This window comes from Dokdonella sp., from assembly GCF_019634845.1.
Classification (GTDB): Bacteria; Pseudomonadota; Gammaproteobacteria; order Xanthomonadales; family Rhodanobacteraceae; genus Dokdonella_A.
Window position 1 is genome coordinate 66,898 of the sequence record NZ_JAHCAQ010000009.1, and the last position, 15,964, is coordinate 82,861.

At 67.0% G+C, this 15,964-nt stretch carries 13 protein-coding genes and 2 pseudogenes; 13 read left to right on the forward strand and 2 right to left on the reverse strand.

Annotated features, from left to right (window positions below; translation table 11 throughout):
- Positions 1-49: 49 nt before the first annotated feature.
- From KF903_RS08215 to metJ, 11 genes and pseudogenes are all read left to right on the forward strand, one after another.
- Entirely contained in the window at positions 50-1,318 is a 1,269-nt protein-coding gene (locus tag KF903_RS08215) for an HlyD family efflux transporter periplasmic adaptor subunit (protein WP_291213512.1), read from the forward strand.
- Positions 1,319-1,459: 141 nt separating this feature from the next.
- Positions 1,460-2,185: an ABC transporter ATP-binding protein gene (locus KF903_RS08220; protein WP_291213514.1), complete on the forward strand. Its 726-nt coding sequence runs from the start codon at positions 1,460-1,462 to the stop codon at positions 2,183-2,185.
- A 151-nt stretch (positions 2,186-2,336) separates the two neighbouring features.
- On the forward strand, positions 2,337-3,641 hold the full coding sequence (locus KF903_RS08225) for an ABC transporter permease (RefSeq protein ID WP_291213516.1): 1,305 nt from the start codon (positions 2,337-2,339) through the stop codon (positions 3,639-3,641).
- Positions 3,642-3,736: 95 nt separating this feature from the next.
- A complete protein-coding gene (locus KF903_RS08230) occupies positions 3,737-4,948 on the forward strand; it encodes an FtsX-like permease family protein (RefSeq protein WP_291213518.1) in 1,212 nt (403 codons plus the stop codon).
- A gap of 189 nt (positions 4,949-5,137) precedes the next feature.
- Positions 5,138-6,487: a sigma-54 dependent transcriptional regulator gene (locus tag KF903_RS08235; protein ID WP_291213520.1), complete on the forward strand. Its 1,350-nt coding sequence runs from the start codon at positions 5,138-5,140 to the stop codon at positions 6,485-6,487.
- Between the two features lie 144 nt (positions 6,488-6,631).
- Positions 6,632-7,948: an ATP-binding protein gene (locus KF903_RS08240; RefSeq protein ID WP_291213522.1), complete on the forward strand. Its 1,317-nt coding sequence runs from the start codon at positions 6,632-6,634 to the stop codon at positions 7,946-7,948.
- Positions 7,949-8,008: 60 nt separating this feature from the next.
- Positions 8,009-8,971 (forward strand): SPFH domain-containing protein, encoded by a 963-nt coding sequence (locus KF903_RS08245; protein WP_291213524.1) that lies wholly within the window; start codon positions 8,009-8,011, stop codon positions 8,969-8,971.
- 33 nt (positions 8,972-9,004) lie between these two features.
- Positions 9,005-9,460 (forward strand): NfeD family protein, encoded by a 456-nt coding sequence (locus tag KF903_RS08250; RefSeq protein WP_291213527.1) that lies wholly within the window; start codon positions 9,005-9,007, stop codon positions 9,458-9,460.
- 120 nt (positions 9,461-9,580) lie between these two features.
- The gene (gene gcvT / locus KF903_RS08255) at positions 9,581-10,681 is read left to right on the forward strand and encodes a glycine cleavage system aminomethyltransferase GcvT (RefSeq protein WP_291213529.1); all 1,101 of its coding nucleotides are present in this window, start codon (positions 9,581-9,583) and stop codon (positions 10,679-10,681) included.
- Between the two features lie 95 nt (positions 10,682-10,776).
- Complete coding sequence (gene gcvH, locus KF903_RS08260) at positions 10,777-11,175, forward strand: glycine cleavage system protein GcvH (protein WP_291213531.1); 399 nt, start codon at positions 10,777-10,779, stop codon at positions 11,173-11,175.
- 602 nt (positions 11,176-11,777) lie between these two features.
- A pseudogene (metJ, locus tag KF903_RS08265) lies at positions 11,778-11,981 on the forward strand (met regulon transcriptional regulator MetJ); the annotation flags it as partial.
- On the opposite strand, the pseudogene KF903_RS08270 reads toward metJ, so the two are convergent.
- Positions 11,960-12,223, reverse strand: a pseudogene (locus KF903_RS08270) (hypothetical protein); the annotation flags it as partial. The pseudogenes metJ and KF903_RS08270 overlap by 22 nt on opposite strands.
- 469 nt (positions 12,224-12,692) lie before the next feature.
- Here KF903_RS08270 and KF903_RS08275 point away from each other — a divergent pair.
- A complete protein-coding gene (locus tag KF903_RS08275; protein ID WP_291213533.1) occupies positions 12,693-13,673 on the forward strand; it encodes an energy transducer TonB in 981 nt (326 codons plus the stop codon).
- A 222-nt stretch (positions 13,674-13,895) separates the two neighbouring features.
- Here the strand turns inward: KF903_RS08275 and KF903_RS08280 are convergent, their stop codons facing one another.
- Complete coding sequence (locus tag KF903_RS08280) at positions 13,896-15,263, reverse strand: serine hydrolase domain-containing protein (protein WP_291213535.1); 1,368 nt, start codon at positions 15,261-15,263, stop codon at positions 13,896-13,898.
- 104 nt (positions 15,264-15,367) lie between these two features.
- On the opposite strand from KF903_RS08280, the gene KF903_RS08285 reads away from it, so the two are divergent.
- Positions 15,368-15,955, forward strand: a complete 588-nt coding sequence (locus tag KF903_RS08285; protein WP_291213537.1) for a LemA family protein — start codon at positions 15,368-15,370, stop codon at positions 15,953-15,955.
- The last annotated feature ends 9 nt before the right edge of the window (positions 15,956-15,964 follow it).

The following is a 15,964-nucleotide window of genomic DNA, read 5'->3' on the forward strand; positions in this document are numbered from 1 at the left end:
CACGGTGCTTGCTGGAGATATCTCAGCAAGCCATCGGGAAGCCACCTCAATGATCCGTGATACCTCTGCCCAGGACCGCCGCATCGCTCCGGTGAAGAACCGCAAGCGGCTCGCGGTCGGCATCGGCGCGTTGCTGGCGGTGGCGGTCGCGCTGGTCATGGTGGCGCCCACCGTGGGCCGCCTGCTCTCGGTCGACTCATCGGCGCGCAGCGCGCGCCTGCGCTTCGCCGAGGTGCGGCGTGGCGATCTCGTGCGCGACGTGTCGGTGCAGGGCAGGGTTGTCGCCGCGGTCAGCCCGACGCTGTACGCACGCAGTGCAGGCACCGTGACGCTCGACGTCAACGCGGGCGACCGCGTCACCAAGGGTCAGGTGCTGGCCGAGATCGATTCGCCCGAATTGACCAGCAAACTGCGTCAGGAGCAGGCCACGCTCGACAGCCTCGCGCTGGAGGTCGAGCGCGCCACCATCGACAACCGCAAGGCACAGGCGGCCTCGCAGATGGCCTATGAGCAGGCGACGATCGATCGCGAGACCGCCGAGCGCGAAGTCGAGCGCAATCGCAAGGCATTCGAGATGGGCGCGCAGGCCGAGATGACGGTGTTGCGGGCCAAGGATGCGCTGGCCAAGGCGCGACTGGCCGAGCTCAATGCGCGCCACAACGTGGGCCTGGATCGCGACAGTCTCGCCTTCGAGCTCAAGACGCGCCGCGTCGCCCACGAGCGCCAGCGCTTGCTGGTCGACGACCTGGTGCGCCAGGTCGACGAGCTCAAGTTGCGCTCGCCGGTGGATGGCCAGGTTGGCCAGTTGATCGCGCAGCAGCGCGCGAGCGTGGTCGAGAACGCGCCGATCCTGACCGTGGTCGATCTCAGCGCGCTCGAGATCGAGGTCAAGGTGCCCGAAGTCTTCGCCCACGACCTCAGCGCCGGCATGGCCGCGCAGATCGACGAGGGCGGCCGCAAGTACGCGGGCGAAGTCCGCTCGATTTCGCCCGAGGTGGTCGACGGACAGGTTACCGGCCGCGTGCGCTTCGGCGCCGACAAGCCGGCGGGTCTGCGCCAGAACCAGCAGCTCACCACGCGCATCCTCATGGACGAGCATCATGGCGTGCTCATCGTCGAACGCGGCCCGTTCGTCGACAGTGGTGCGGGTCGCGTCGCCTACGTGGTGCGCAATGGCACCGCCGAACGCACCGCGATCCAGGTCGGTGCCACCAGCCTCAACGCGGTGGAAATCGTCAGCGGCCTCAAGGAGGGCGACCGCATCGTGATTTCCGGCACCGACGAGTTCAAGGGGGCGCAGCGTGTGGCGCTCGATTGACGGCGCCGCGCGCCGCCGCCGTTCCGCGCGCCGGTCGCCGAAGCGTTGGCGGCGGCCCGCGTCCCGAGTCCGCACCATGATTTCCGTTGCCCAATCCCGCTCCCAGTCCAGTCCAGCCCAGTCCAACAAAAGGTTCCCGCCATGCTCACCATGACCCATCTGCAGAAGGTGTACCGCACGCATCTCATCGAGACCTATGCGCTGCGCGACTTCTCGATCCGCGTCGAGGAGGGTGAATTCGTCGCCGTGACCGGACCGTCGGGCTCGGGCAAGACGACCTTCCTCAACATCTGCGGCCTGCTCGAGGAGTTCACTGCGGGCCAGTACCAGCTCGATGGCGTGGATGTGCGCGGCCTCGGCGACAGCGCGCGCTCGCGGTTGCGCAACGAGAAGATCGGCTTCATCTTCCAGAGCTTCAACCTGATCCCCGACCTCAATCTGTTCGACAACGTCGACGTACCGTTGCGCTATCGGCGCATCGCTGCCGGCGAGCGCAAGCGTCGCATCGAGGAAGCCCTCGCGCGGGTGGGTCTGGCCTCGCGCATGAAGCACTACCCGTCGGAACTGTCCGGTGGCCAGCAGCAGCGCGTCGCGATCGCGCGGGCACTGGCCGGCTCGCCGCGCCTGCTGCTGGCCGATGAGCCGACCGGCAACCTCGACTCGCTGATGGCGCGCGGCGTGATGGAGCTGCTCGAGGAGATCAACCGCCAGGGCACCACCATCGTGATGGTCACCCACGATCCCGAACTGGCCGCGCGCGCGCACCGCAACGTGCATGTCATCGATGGCCAGGTGACGGATTTCGACAGCGAACCGATGTTGGTCCGCAGTGTGCGCGACGGCGACGCCTCACGCGCAATGGCTTGAGTGTTTCGTTCTCCCTGCGGGAGGAGATGGCCGAAGGACGGACGAGGGAAGCGCCTTCGAGCAGCGATCGGTTGACGTGTGCAAGGTCTTTCCCTCATTCGGCGCCGCCGCGCCACCTTCTCCCGCGCGGACAAGGCAAGCAGGAGTACCCATGTTTTCCTACTACCTTCAACTCGGCCTGCGCAGCCTCAGGCGCAACCCGGTGCTCACCGTGCTGATGGTCGTCGGCATCGCGCTCGGCATCGCCGCCAGCATGACCACGCTGACCGTCATGCACATGATGGGGAGCGACCCGATCCCGTCCAAGAGCAGCATCCTGCACTACGTGCAGCTCGACAACTGGAGCCCGGACGAGCCTTACCGTCCGGACGGTCGCCCGCCCGACCAGGTGACCTATCGCGATGCCACCGCGCTGATGGCGGCCGGCAAGGCCGATCGCCAGACCGCGATGTTCAAGCTCGCGCTGCCGGTGCAGCCCGACAACCCGGAGATCAAGCCGTTCCAGTCGTTGGTGCGGGTGACCTACGCCGACTTCTTCACGATGTTCGAGCCGCCCTTCAAATACGGCCGTGGCTGGGACCATGAGCAGGACCAGGCGCATGCGCGCGTGCTGGTGCTCAGCAAGGAGATCAACGAAAAGCTGTTCGGTGGCGAGGACAGCGTGGGCCGGCGCGTGCGCCTGGATGGCACCGACTACACAGTCACGGGCGTGCTCGATGACTGGAAATTGCGCGCGCGCTACTACGACCTCACGGTGGGTGCATTCAACGAGCCCGAGGAACTGTTCATGCCGTTCACGACCGGCATCGACCTCAAGCAGCGTGCCAACGGCAACAACTCCTGCTGGCGCGCGCCCAATGCCGGCTGGGAAGCGTACCTGGACTCCGATTGCGTGTGGATCCAGATGTGGGTGGAACTGCGCTCGCCAGCGCGCCTGGCCGAATATCGGGCCTTCCTCGACGCCTACGTCAATGAGCAGAAGAAGCTCGGCCGCTTCCCGCGCCCGCTCAACAATCGCCTGCTCGACGTCAATGAGTGGATGGCCGACCAGAAGGTGGTGTCGAGCGACGTGCAGGTGCAGACCGGCCTCGGTTTCGCCTTCCTCCTGGTGTGTCTGGTCAACACCATCGGCCTGCTGCTGGCCAAGTTCACGCGCAAGGCCGGCGAGATCGGTTTGCGACGTGCGCTCGGTGCCAGCCGGCGCGAGGTGTTCAAGCAGTTTCTGATCGAGTCGGGCGTGATCGGCATCAGCGGTGGCGTGCTGGGCCTGGCCCTGACTGGTCTGGGCCTGCTGGCAGTGCGCGCCTTGTACACCGACTACAAGAGCGTGGCCACGCTCGACTGGACGATGGTCGCGACAACGATCGCGCTGTCGGTGGCGGCGGCCGTGCTGGCGGGTCTGTATCCGACCTGGCGCGCCTGCCGCGTGCAACCTGCGGCGCAGTTGAAGATGTGAAATCCGCGCATCGTGATTCGTGATCCGGAACAGCGCCGGATCGGATCGCGAACAACGGATCACCCAACACCCATCACCCTTCCCGGACCAAAGCCATGGAAATCCGCCCCATCCTTTCCGCACTGCTGCGCAGCAAGGTATCGATGATCCTGATCGGTTTGCAGGTCGCGCTGACTCTGGCGATCGTGTCCAACGCGCTGTTCATCGTCAGCGAACGACTCGAACGCATGCAGCGCCCGAGCGGCATGAACGAGGCCGACACGTTCCTGTTCAACAGCACGGGGTTTGGCCAAGGCTACGACGTCAAGAGCGTGCAGCAGGGCGACCTGCAGCTGCTGCGCGGCCTGCCCGGCGTGGTCGATGCAACCAGCATCATCTCGGTGCCGATGAGCGAGAGCGGTTGGTCGACCGGCGTCAGCCTGCAGCCCAGGCAGGCCACCTCGACCGCCAACACCGCCCTGTACATGGTCGACGCGCATGGCCTGTCGAGCTATGGCCTCAAATTGGTCGAGGGGCGCGATTTCAGGCCCGAGGAAATCGGCTTCCGCAGCATGAACGACCGCAACGTGCCAACCACGGTCATCATCACCCGTGCGCTCGCCGCCAGGCTGTTTCCGCAAGGCGGCGCGCTCGGCAAGCAGGTCTACTACGACAACGAGGGACCGCCGACCACGATCATCGGCATCGTCGATCACTTGCAGACACCATGGCTCGACGCGGATTTCATCGACAATTCGAGCCTCATGCCGGCCTACTTGCCCTATGGCAACGTCACGCGCTATCTCGTGCGGGCCGAGCCGGGACGGCGTGACGAGGTCATGCAGGGCGTCGAGCAAGCCATGATCCAGGCCAATCCCAGCCGCATCATCGGCAGGGTGCGGACGATGGAACAGGTGCGCGCCGATGGATACGCGGGTGATCGCGCGATGGCGATCATCCTTGGTGCCGTGATCGTCGCCCTGCTGGCGATCACCGCCCTGGGCATCGTCGGCATGGCCAGCTTCTGGGTGGCACAGCGCACGCGCCAGATCGGCACGCGGCGTGCGCTGGGTGCGACGCGCTGGGACATCCTGCGCTACTTTCACACCGAGAACTTCATCATCACCACACTCGGCCTCGTCGTTGGCGGCGTGCTCGCCTATGCATTGAGCCTGTGGCTCATGCGCGAGTACCAGGCGCCGCGACTGCCCTGGCACTATGTGCCGGTCGGCTTCGCCTGCCTGTGGCTGCTGGGCCAGTTGGCCGTGCTGGGCCCGGCGCTGCGCGCTTCGCGCGTGCCGCCGGCCCTGGCCACGAGGTCGGTGTGATGCGGCGTGCCGGCGCCACGGCACTCGCACGCACGAGGCGCGCGCGAACCGCGCCGCCACCACGCCCGGCTGCGGTCGCCGGCCAAGCCAACACCGGCGCGTGGCGACCGTCACCGACTCCCGGACAACCCTTCGCTGCCGGCCTGCATCCATGCCAGCATGCGCCCAACCCAAGGACACCGAACCCGAATGCGCACGGTACTGGTGATTGACGACAACCCGGCAGTGGGCACCGCGCTCGAACTGCTGTTCGGCCTGCGCGAGATCCGCACGCTGCACGCAGCCGGCCCCGACGAAGGCCTGGCGCTGCTCGCGCGCGAGCACGTCGATCTCGTCGTGCAGGACATGAACTTCACGGCCGACACCACGTCGGGCGAGGAGGGCGTGGCGCTGTTCCGCGCGATCCGCGCCAGCCAGGCCGATCTGCCGATCATCCTGCTCACGGCCTGGACCCATCTGGAAACGGCCGTCGAGCTCGTCAAGGCCGGCGCTGCCGATTACCTGTCCAAGCCCTGGGACGACAACAAGCTGCTGGCCTCGGTCGAGAACCTGCTCGAGCTGTCCGAGGCCACGCGCGAGGTCGGCCGCCTGCGCGACGAGCGGCGCCGTCGCCAACGGGCACTGGCCGAGCGGTACGACCTGCGCGGCCTGGTGTTTGCATCGACCGCGACGCTGCGTGTGGTTGAGCTGGCCTGCCAGGTGGCGCGTGCCGACATCCCGGTATTGATCACCGGCCCCAACGGCGCCGGCAAGGAGCGCATTGCCGAGATCGTGCAGGCCAACTCCGCGGTCAAGTCCGGTCCGTTCGTGACCGTCAACTGCGGTGCCTTGCCATCGGAGCTGATCGAGGCCGAGTTGTTCGGTGCCGAGCCGGGTGCCTACACCGGCGCAGCCAGCAAGGCCCGCGAGGGCCGCTTCGAACTGGCCGACGGTGGCACGCTGTTCCTCGACGAGATCGGCAACCTGCCGCTGGCCGGGCAGGCCAAGCTGTTGCGGGTACTGGAGAGTGGCCAGTTCGAGCGGCTCGGATCGAGCCGCACGCGCCAGGTCAAGGTGCGCGTGATCAGTGCGACCAATGCCGACCTGCCGGCACTGATCCGCGACGGCCGCTTCCGCGAAGACCTGTACTACCGCCTCAACGTCATCGAGTTGCGGCTGCCGCCACTGGCCGAGCGTGGCGACGACATCCTGCCGCTGGCCGAGCACTTGCTCGATGGCGCCGCGGTGCTCGATGAAGGTGCGCGAGCGGCGCTGCAGGCGCACAACTGGCCCGGCAACGTGCGTGAGCTCAAGAATGCCCTGCAGCGCGCTGCCCTGTTGTGCAGCGGCGGCGTGATCGGCGCGCGCGATCTCGGACTGGCTGCGCAGCGCGCCACCGGCGTGCGCAGTGGCGCCGACGCCGAGCCCGACCGCGCGATGATCGAGACGGCGCTGCGCAATGCGCGCGGCGTCATCAGCCAGGCCGCCAGCGAGCTGGGCCTGTCGCGACAGGCGCTGTATCGGCGCATGGAAAAAATGGGAATCGGCAATGCCGAATAGCGCAGCGCGTGCGCCTGCGCCGCGCGGGTGGCCAGGCAGCGGAATTGGGCATGGCGGATAGGGAATGGTAAAAGCATGCGTCGCGCCATCTGGCGACGCCCGCCGTGCCACCGACCCGCTTGTTGCCCCCTCAACGCCGACGCCATGCGCCTGTTCTCGCTCGAAGGAAAACTCGCCGCCGCCCTGATGGCGGCGATCGTCGGCGCGGCGGCACTGACCGCCGCGTTGTGGCGCTGGCTCGACTCGCCGTTGTTGGCCGCCGGCGTGGCGGTGGTGTTGCTGGCCGTGCCGGCGCTGTTGGCGGCACGCACGCTGGCGCAGCCGGTGGCGATGCTGATCCGGGCGCTCAGCGGCAGCGTCAGCGCGTTCCGCGACGGCGACTTCAGCTTTTCGATCGCGGCGCGCCGTCGCGACGAAGTCGGCGAGCTCATCGCCGCGCACAACGAGCTCGGTCGCGTGCTGCGCGAGCAGCGCCAACACCTGTTCCAGCGCGAGCTGCTGCTCGATACGGTGGTGCAGAACACGCCGACCGCGCTCGTGCTGGTCGAGCCGGGCGGCCACGTCATCTATGCCAACCTCGCCGCGCGCCACCTCCTCAATGCCGGCAAGGCCATCCAGGGCATGGCCTTCGACGATCTCGTGGCGGCCACGCCGGCGCCATTGGCGCAGGCGTTGGCCAGCGGCAGCGATGGCCTGTTCAGCGTCGAACTCGACGGTGAAGAGGAGACCTTCCAGCTGGCGCTGCGCGCGTTCAGCCTGCAGGGCCGCCCGCATCGCCTGATCCAGATCCGGCGCCTGACCCGCGAGTTGGCGCGCCAGGAAGTGGCGACCTGGAAGAAGGCGATCCGAATCATCAGCCATGAGCTCAACAACTCGCTCGGACCGATCCGCTCGCTGGCCCATTCCGGGCGTGAGCTCGCGCAGCGCGGCGACGTCGCCCGGCTGTCGATGGTGTTCGACACGGTGGCCGAGCGCACGCATCACCTGGAGAGTTTCATCCAGGGTTATGCCCGCTTCGCGCGGCTGCCCTCGCCGCGGCACGAAGTGGTGGCGTGGGGCCCATTCCTCGATGCGCTGGCGCGCCAGTATCCGTTCGTGCGGCGCGGCGAGTTGCCGGCGGATCCTGGCTGGTTCGATCGCACCCAGGTCGAACAGGCCCTGATCAACCTGCTCAAGAACGCTCACGAAGCGGGCGGTGCATCCAGCGCCATCGAGCTCGAGGTGACGTCGACCGGGCAGGGCGTGCGACTGGCCGTGGCCGATCGCGGCGCGGGCATGGGCGCGGCTGTGCTCGCCAACGCCCTGCTGCCGTTCTATTCGACCAAGCGTGCCGGTTCCGGATTGGGGCTGGCGCTCGTGCGCGAGATCGCCGAGGCACATGGTGGCCGCGTGCAGCTGGTCAATCGCATCGGCGGCGGCCTGTGCGCGACCCTGATCCTGCCCCGGTCGCCGTCGGCCTGAGCCGGCCCTGACGGTCGATGCCGCCGTATACTCGGCGGGCCACATCGATTGGAGAGAGCCGTGAGTGGATTCGTTGCACTGGTCGTGTTCGTCGTCGCGATCATCCTGCTGTCAAAGCTCGTGCGTATCGTCCCGCAAGGTTACGAATGGACGGTCGAGCGCTGGGGCAAGTACACCCATACGTTGACGCCCGGCTTCCACGTGCTGATTCCGATCGTGCAGACGGTTGGGCGCAAGATGAACATGATGGAGCAGGTGCTCGAGGTGCCGTCGCAGGACGTCATCACCAAGGACAACGCGGTGGTGCGTGTCGACGGCGTGGTGTTCTACCAGGTGCTCGACGCCGCCAAGGCGGCCTATGAGGTCGCCGCGCTCGAGATCGCCGTCATCAACCTCGTGATGACCAACATCCGTACCGTGCTCGGCGGACTCGATCTCGACGAGTCGCTGTCCAAGCGCGACCAGATCAACGCCGCGCTGCTCAAGGTGGTGGACGAGGCGACCCATCCCTGGGGCCTCAAGGTCACGCGCATCGAGCTCAAGGACATCCAGCCGCCGCGCGACCTGGTCGATTCGATGGCGCGGCAGATGAAGGCCGAGCGCGAGAAGCGCGCCAACATCCTCGAAGCCGAAGGCCTGCGCCAGGCGGCGATTCTCAAGGCCGACGGCGAGAAGCAGTCGGTGATCCTCGCCGCTGAAGGCCAGAAGGAAGCGGCCTACCGCGAGGCCGAGGCGCGCGAGCGCTTGGCCGAGGCCGAAGCCAAGGCCACCGAGGTCGTGTCGGCGGCGATCGCCAATGGCGATGTCAACGCCCTCAATTACTTCGTCGCCAACAAATATGTCGAGGCGCTCAAGGCGATGGCCGATTCGCCCAACCAGAAGATGCTGCTGTTGCCGGTCGAGACCACCGGCGTGATCGGCTCGCTGGCCGGCATCGCCGAGCTGGCCAAGGAAGCGCTCGGCGCGCAAGCCGACAAGCGTGCCAGTGCGCCGCGCAATCCGCCGCCGCTGCCGCCGCGCTGATGGCCACTTCCCCTGCTCGCGTCGAGGCATGACATGAACGAGTTCCTTGGACATTACGGTTGGTGGCTGCTGGCCTTGGCGTTGGTCGGCGTCGAGATGATCGCGCCGGGCTACTTCATGCTGTGGATCGGCATCGCCGCAGCGGCGATGGGTGTCGTGACCTGGCTGGCGCCGGCGCTGCCGGCGCTCGCACAGGCCGTGCTGTTCGCGCTGTTCGGTGTCGCTTCGTGCCTGGTGTACTGGTGGTTCATCCGCCCACTCGCCGAGCAGCGTGACGACCAGCCGCTGCTCAATCGCCGTGGCGAGCGCATGATCGGCCGGCATGTGATCGTGAGCGAGGCCTTCATCAACGGTCGCGGCAAGGTCAAGGTCGGCGATGGCGAATGGCTTGGTGAAGGCAGCGAGGATGTCGCGGCCGGTACCAAGGTCGAGGTGGTAGCCCTGCGCGGCACCACGCTCGTGGTGCGCGCGGTGGACGCTCCGCACTGAGCTGCAGGCGCTGCCGCCGCGCGCCGCGGCGGCAGCGGCGCGCGGTGCACCGTCGGCGCAGACAACGCGGCCCGGATGTCGCGATAATGCGCGGCTGGATCCTAGGCAGGCGGCAGGCCCATGACACGCAAGACCGTACTCAACGACACCCATCGCGCCCTCGGCGCCCGCATGGTCGATTTCGGCGGCTGGGACATGCCACTCAACTATGGTTCGCAGATCGAGGAGCACCACGCCGTGCGCCGCGACGCCGGCATGTTCGACGTTTCGCATATGACCGTGGTCGATCTGCACGGGCCGCGCACGCGCGAGTTCCTGCGCCGCCTGCTGGCCAACAACGTCGACAAGCTCAAGAAGGCGGGCAAGGCGCTGTACTCGTGCATGCTCAACGAGCGTGGCGGGGTGATCGACGATCTGATCGTCTATTTCCTTGCCGACGATTTCTTCCGTGTCATCGTCAATGCCGCCACGCGCGACAAGGACCTGGCCTGGATCAACACCCACGCAGCGCCGTTCGGGGTCGCGGTCACCGAGCGCAGTGACCTGGCGATGATCGCGGTGCAGGGGCCGCAGGCGCGTGACAAGATGCTCGGCCTGCTGTCGCCGGCCACGCGCGAGGGCGTGGCCGCCATCGGCAAGTTCGTCGCCGCCGAAGCCGAAGGTCCGGACGCGATCAGGCTGTTCATCGCGCGCACCGGCTACACGGGTGAGGATGGCTTCGAGATCATCGTCGCGGCGCGCGACGCGGTCGCGCTGTGGGATCGCCTCAAGGATGCCGGCGTGGTGCCGTGTGGACTGGGCGCGCGCGATACGCTGCGCCTGGAGGCCGGCATGAACCTGTACGGGCAGGACATGGACGAGGAGGTCTCGCCATGGGAGGCCAACCTGGGCTGGACGATTGCGCTCGACGCGGGGCGGGACTTCATTGGCCGCAACGCGCTCGAACAGCAGCAGGCCGCCGGCGTCGGGCGCGTCATGATTGGCCTGGTCATGGACGACAAGGGTGTCCTGCGCCACGGTCAGCGAGTCGCGACGCCGCTCGGCGACGGCGAAATCCTCTCGGGCAGCTTCGCGCCGACGCTCGGCAAGTCGATCGCGTTCGCGCGGGTGCCGGTCGGCGCGCATGCTGGCCTGCAGGTCGACATCCGCGGCCGGCTGGTGCCGGTGCGGGTGGTCAAGTATCCGTTCGTGCGCGACGGCCGCAGCCAGCTCGAGGCCTGAGCGCGGCGTCCGCTTTGCGTTGGCCGGCGGCGATGTAGAATCCTCGCGCGGTCCGTCGCATCATCTTTCCACCTCATCCGATCAGGACGTGTGCCATGCAAGAAATCCCGGGCGATCTGAAGTTCAACACGTCCCACGAGTGGGCGCGCGTCGAAGATGCCGGTACGGTGACCGTCGGGATCTCCGACCACGCGCAGGGTGCGCTCGGTGACCTCGTCTACGTTGAGCTGCCGAGCGTTGGCGACACGGTCAAGGCTGGCAATGCCTGCGCCGTGGTCGAATCGGTCAAGGCGGCATCCGACATTTATTCGCCGGTGTCGGGCGAGATTGTCGCGGTCAACGCCGCGCTCGCCGACAAGCCCGAGACGATCAACGAGGACGCCTACGGCGACGGCTGGCTGTTCGTGGTCAAGCCCGACAACCTCGCCGATGAACTCGACGAGCTGCTCGATCCCGATGCCTATGCCGAACTGATCGAAGGCGACGACGGCTGAGCCGCGCCTGCGACAGAAGCGAAACAAGGGCGCTGCGGCGCCCTTTTTCATTGGACGTGTGATCGATGCGAGCCCGCGCGTGGACATGACGCACCCTGCCTTGCGTGCTGTTCGACACGCACGGCGTGCGCGTGTGCGAGGCGTGATCGCGATGAGTGTGCGGCACCCGATGAGGTGTTGCGGTGGGCGCACGAGTGCCGCCGATGGCGGCGGCGACGGCACTCGCGACGGCTCGCGAGACAGGCGGCGTTTACTTGCACGCCGCCTCCGCCGCCCCCGTCAGGGCGCCCGGCGAGTGCCATGGGCGCGCAGGCGGAATACGCGGTTGATCGTGATGTCGGCGGCTGCGTCACGCGCAGGCATGCGGCAAAAGTGCCTGAATCATGCACTATTTGTGACGCCGTGACTTTTGCACGTATGGCGGTATAGATGGCTGGATGGCTACGCGGCATTTTCGCCCAGCCATCATGCGGTGATTCCAGGGGGCTCCGGAGGTGATTTTGGTCGCTTCAGAAAGCTGTTGTTTCGGCTCAGATATTTGTTGACACGCGCACTTGACAGTAATAATTTCTGCCGCGGCGTGACGGACTGAAAAAGGAATCATGACTGCGACTCGTTTCATCCCCCCTTATGTCGACCATGGCACCAAGGCTGGTTCGGTGAAAAAGATCACGGTGTCGATTCCCTTTCATGTCTTGAGGCTGTTATCCGACGAACGTACTCGCCGCCAGGTCGCGAACCTTCGTCACGCCACCAACAGCGACCTGCTCTGCGAAGCGTTCCTTCATGCTTTTACTGGGCAACCACTGCCAACTGACGAGGAGCTAAGACGCGATATGGCTACGAAGAAAGCAGCTGCAAAGAAACCCGCAAAGAAGGCCGCCAAGAAAGCCGTGAAGAAGGCTGTCAAGAAGACCACGGCGAAGGCGAAGACCGCCACCGCACGCAAGACCGGCGCTGCCAAGAAGGCCGTGAAGAAGGTTGCCAAGAAGGCCGTCAAGAAGGCCGTCAAGAAGGCTGCCAAGAAGTAAGAGAGTCCGAAGCGGGCATGGCAACATGCCCTGTTGGTGTTTCAATGTGTGTCGCGGCGGCCCTGCAGCCTGGATCAGGCAGCAGGGTTCGCCGGTTCCAAACCCGCCGATGCAAGCGTCGTAGAAGTTGCAATCGGTTCTGCGTTCGCCTCTCCCCGTGGATCAGCCCAGCGCGGGGAGAGGCATTCTCCCGCCGCGCGTCCTCCCCGTTTCGCCTCCCCCCGGTCCCGCGCGCATCTGCCGCGCGAGCGCTCGAAGCGCCTGTCCGTCGAGCGCCGATCCACGCCCTGGCATCGATCATCCGCGCGGCTGCCGCGAAAAGGGATGCAATTCAACCCCTGATGGCGATACTTTATGCATCCGCGTGGTGACGGCCACGCTCGACCAGGGGGTTTGACCATGCCGAACGTCAACGGCGCAGCAACAGTTGTCCAGGCCCGCGGTGCGGGCAGCGCAGCCGGGACGGTCCCGTTGCGATTTCACGCCATGCGCGGCGCGGTGTCGCCAAAGCTCGCGATTGCCATTGCCGTAGTCGTGATCGCGGCGGTGGTCGCGTGGTTCCTGCTCGGGCGCTCCGGCGGCGGGCCGGAGGCGACGGCACCGCAGCGCAATGCCGCTGCGCCAGCGGTTGGCGCCGCAGCCACTGCCACCGAAGGTGCTGCCCAGGCCGATCTCACCGTCGATCAGCTCTATGGTGAAGCGCGCAAGGCGATGGCCGACAACCGCATGGTGGCGCCGCCGGGCAACAACGCGTTGGAATACTACTTGCGCATTCTCGACAAGCAGCCCGACAACACCAATGCCAAGGACGCGCTGCGCGAGCTGTTCCCGTTCGCCACTGCCGGCGTCGAGGACCAGATCAACCAGGGCAACACGGACGAAGCCACGCGCATCATGGATCTGCTCACCAAGGCCGATTCAAGCAACTACACGTTGACCATCCTGCGCAGCAAGATGGACGCCAAGAAGAAGCAGGCCGAGCGTGATCTCGCGGTGAAGGCGCAGCAGGAGGCTGCCGCCGCGGCCGCCGCCGCGCGGCCGCAAACGGCTGCCACCACCCCCGAGACGCCCGCCACCGGAGCGGCCGCTGCGGCACCGGCGACCAGTACCGCTGCGGCCACGCCGCGCCCGGCCGAGGTTGCAACCGCCACACCGGCGCCGACGCCAGCACCGGCGGTGACGCCGCAGGGCGAAACGCGTGACGTGCGCGTGGTCACTGCGCCGCGCCCGGTCTACCCGCCGGCCGCCGCCCGCAATGGGCAAAGCGGCTGGGTCGAGGTGGAGTTCACGGTGGCCGCCAACGGCGAGGTGCAGAACGTGCACGTGGTGTCCTCGCAGCCGGCGCGCGTGTTCGACCGCGAAGCGGTGCGCGCGATCGAACGCGCCAAGTTCGAGCCCAAGTTGGACAACGGCCAACCCGTCGCTTCGACCTTGCGCCGCCGCATCGAGTTCTCGCTCGATCGCTAGCGCGCGCAGGATGCATTCCGCTGGGCACGACTTGCCCGGCGGAATGTGGTGCGGTTGCCGCAGGTGGCGCCGCGCCGCGCATCGACATCGACGCGCCCAGCCGAAGTTCCGCGCGCGACGCGGCCCGACCATGCTGCGCATGCGGGCCACGAGGCGCCGATCACGGCGCGCCGTGGTTGCCGTGACCCATCGCGGCGGCCCGCTGGCGTGGAGTGGCCGGTCTCAGTCGTGGCCGCCGAGGCTGCTGCCGTCGTCGCTCGGCTCGGTGCCACGCTCGATGCCGGCCCAGTTCACTTCGGGCAGGCCCAGATAACGATCGAGCAGCATCGGCACGAGGCCGCCCGGGGTGGCACTCTCGCAATTCCACAGCATGACGACGCCGAAGCGCTGGTGCGGCAGGAATGCGATCATGGCGCGGTAACCTTGCACCGCGCCGGCATGGAAGATCAGCGTCTGGCCGGCGTAGTCGTAGACGCGCCAGCCCAGCGCGTACTGGGCGTCACGCAGGCGGCCACGACGCCATGGCGAGACGTGCAGGTCGCGCCGAGTCTCCACCAGTGGCGTGTGCAGCGTATCGAGCAGCGCGGGCGACAGCACGTCGGGACGCGCGCCCATCTGGGCCATGAGCCATTGCTCCATGTCGCGCAGGCTGGCATTGACGCCGGCAGCCGGCGCCACGCGGTAGTAGGCCTCGGTCGGCGCGAACGCCACCCAGCCGGCCGCGCTGCGCCGATGCGGTCGCGCCCAGCCGGGTGAGGCTTCCAGCGCATCGCGGCCATAGGTCGCGCTACGCATGCCAAGCGGATGGAAGATGCGCTTTTCGACCTGGTGGTAGTAGAAGTCGCCGGTGGTGGCGAAGACCACGTCACCGATGAGGCTGAAGGCGATGTTCTGGTAGCCATAGCACTCGCCGACCGGGCACGTCATCGGCACGTCCTTGAGCCGATCCACCAGCAGTTCATACGGTTCGTCCTGCTCCAGCAGGCGGTCATAGGTATTGTGGGGTAGCCCGACGCGATGGCTGAGGATGTCGCGCACCGTCAGTTGCGCCCCGGCGGCGGCATCACTCAAGGCGAAGGTGGGCAGCAGGTCGGCCACGCGCGTATCCCACTGCATGCGCCCGTCATCGACCAGCAGTCCGGTCAGTGCGGTGGCGAAGGCCTTCGACAGCGAGGCCAGTCGAAATACCGTCTGTGGCGTGACCCGCTCGGCAGTGGCCACGTCGGCAAAGCCGATGGCGCGTTCGAGCACGACCTGATCGTCGTTGACCACGGCGACGGCCAGTCCCGCTACCGCGTTCGCCGCGGCCACTCCGTCCAGCCAGGTGTCGAACTCGCGCGCCACCGCGCCCACGTCCACGCTCGCCATTGCGCGCGCATCGGCCAGCGGCACGCTCACCGGCACCGGCACGGTCACCGGCGCGCGGTGGTTGGCGCGCTTGCCGCGGGCAGCTGCCGGCGGCAACTTCTGCCTGACGCTCGAGGATGACGGTCGCGCCGCCGCTGCGGCCACGGCAGGGGCTGACACGCCGGCAAAGCTGGCGACGACGGCGGCCAGTGCGATGCCCGCCACGCATGAACGACGGCTCAATTCAGTCTCCGGCAGCGTTGCCCGTGGCTTCGTGCGCGTGGGCAGCGCCTGCTATATGCTCCAATCGGAGCGGATTCTAGCTACATCCAGCTGAGGAAATGAACATGGGAATGTTGGTATTCCTGGCCGTTGTCGTCGGCGTGCTGCTGTATGGCGTGGCGCTTTACAACGGCCTCGTCGCAGGACGCAACGGCTACAAGAACGCGTTCGCCCAGATCGACGTGCAGCTCACGCGCCGCTACGACCTGATTCCGAATCTCGTCGAGACCGTCAAGGCCTACATGAAGCACGAGCGCGACACGCTCGAGGCAGTGGTGCAGGCGCGCAGCTCGGCAATGGCGGGACTATCGGCCGCCAAGGCCAGTCCGGGGGATGCGGCGGCGATGCAGCAGCTTGCCGGCGCCGACAATGCGCTCACGCAGACGCTGGGCAGGCTGTTCGCGCTGTCGGAATCCTATCCCGATCTCAAGGCCAACCAGAACATGATGCAGCTCAGCGAAGAGCTGTCGACGACCGAGAACAAGGTTGCCTTCGCGCGCCAGGCCTTCAATGACGCGGTGATGAACTACAACATCAGCCGCGAACAGTTTCCGGGATCGATCGTCGCCAACATGTTCGCGTTCCAGCCGGCGCAGCAACTGGCGATCGAGTCGGAGACCAAGCGCGAAGTGCCCAAAGTGTCGTTCAGTTGACGAGCCGCA

Coding starts and splice junctions, on each gene's coding strand:
- KF903_RS08215 (WP_291213512.1), top strand. CDS start 50: ATGATCCGTGATACCTCTGCCCAGGACCGCCGCATCGCTCCGGTGAAG.
- KF903_RS08220 (WP_291213514.1), top strand. CDS start 1,460: ATGCTCACCATGACCCATCTGCAGAAGGTGTACCGCACGCATCTCATC.
- KF903_RS08225 (WP_291213516.1), top strand. CDS start 2,337: ATGTTTTCCTACTACCTTCAACTCGGCCTGCGCAGCCTCAGGCGCAAC.
- KF903_RS08230 (WP_291213518.1), top strand. CDS start 3,737: ATGGAAATCCGCCCCATCCTTTCCGCACTGCTGCGCAGCAAGGTATCG.
- KF903_RS08235 (WP_291213520.1), top strand. CDS start 5,138: ATGCGCACGGTACTGGTGATTGACGACAACCCGGCAGTGGGCACCGCG.
- KF903_RS08240 (WP_291213522.1), top strand. CDS start 6,632: ATGCGCCTGTTCTCGCTCGAAGGAAAACTCGCCGCCGCCCTGATGGCG.
- KF903_RS08250 (WP_291213527.1), top strand. CDS start 9,005: ATGAACGAGTTCCTTGGACATTACGGTTGGTGGCTGCTGGCCTTGGCG.
- gcvT (WP_291213529.1), top strand. CDS start 9,581: ATGACACGCAAGACCGTACTCAACGACACCCATCGCGCCCTCGGCGCC.
- gcvH (WP_291213531.1), top strand. CDS start 10,777: ATGCAAGAAATCCCGGGCGATCTGAAGTTCAACACGTCCCACGAGTGG.
- KF903_RS08275 (WP_291213533.1), top strand. CDS start 12,693: ATGCGCGGCGCGGTGTCGCCAAAGCTCGCGATTGCCATTGCCGTAGTC.
- KF903_RS08285 (WP_291213537.1), top strand. CDS start 15,368: ATGGGAATGTTGGTATTCCTGGCCGTTGTCGTCGGCGTGCTGCTGTAT.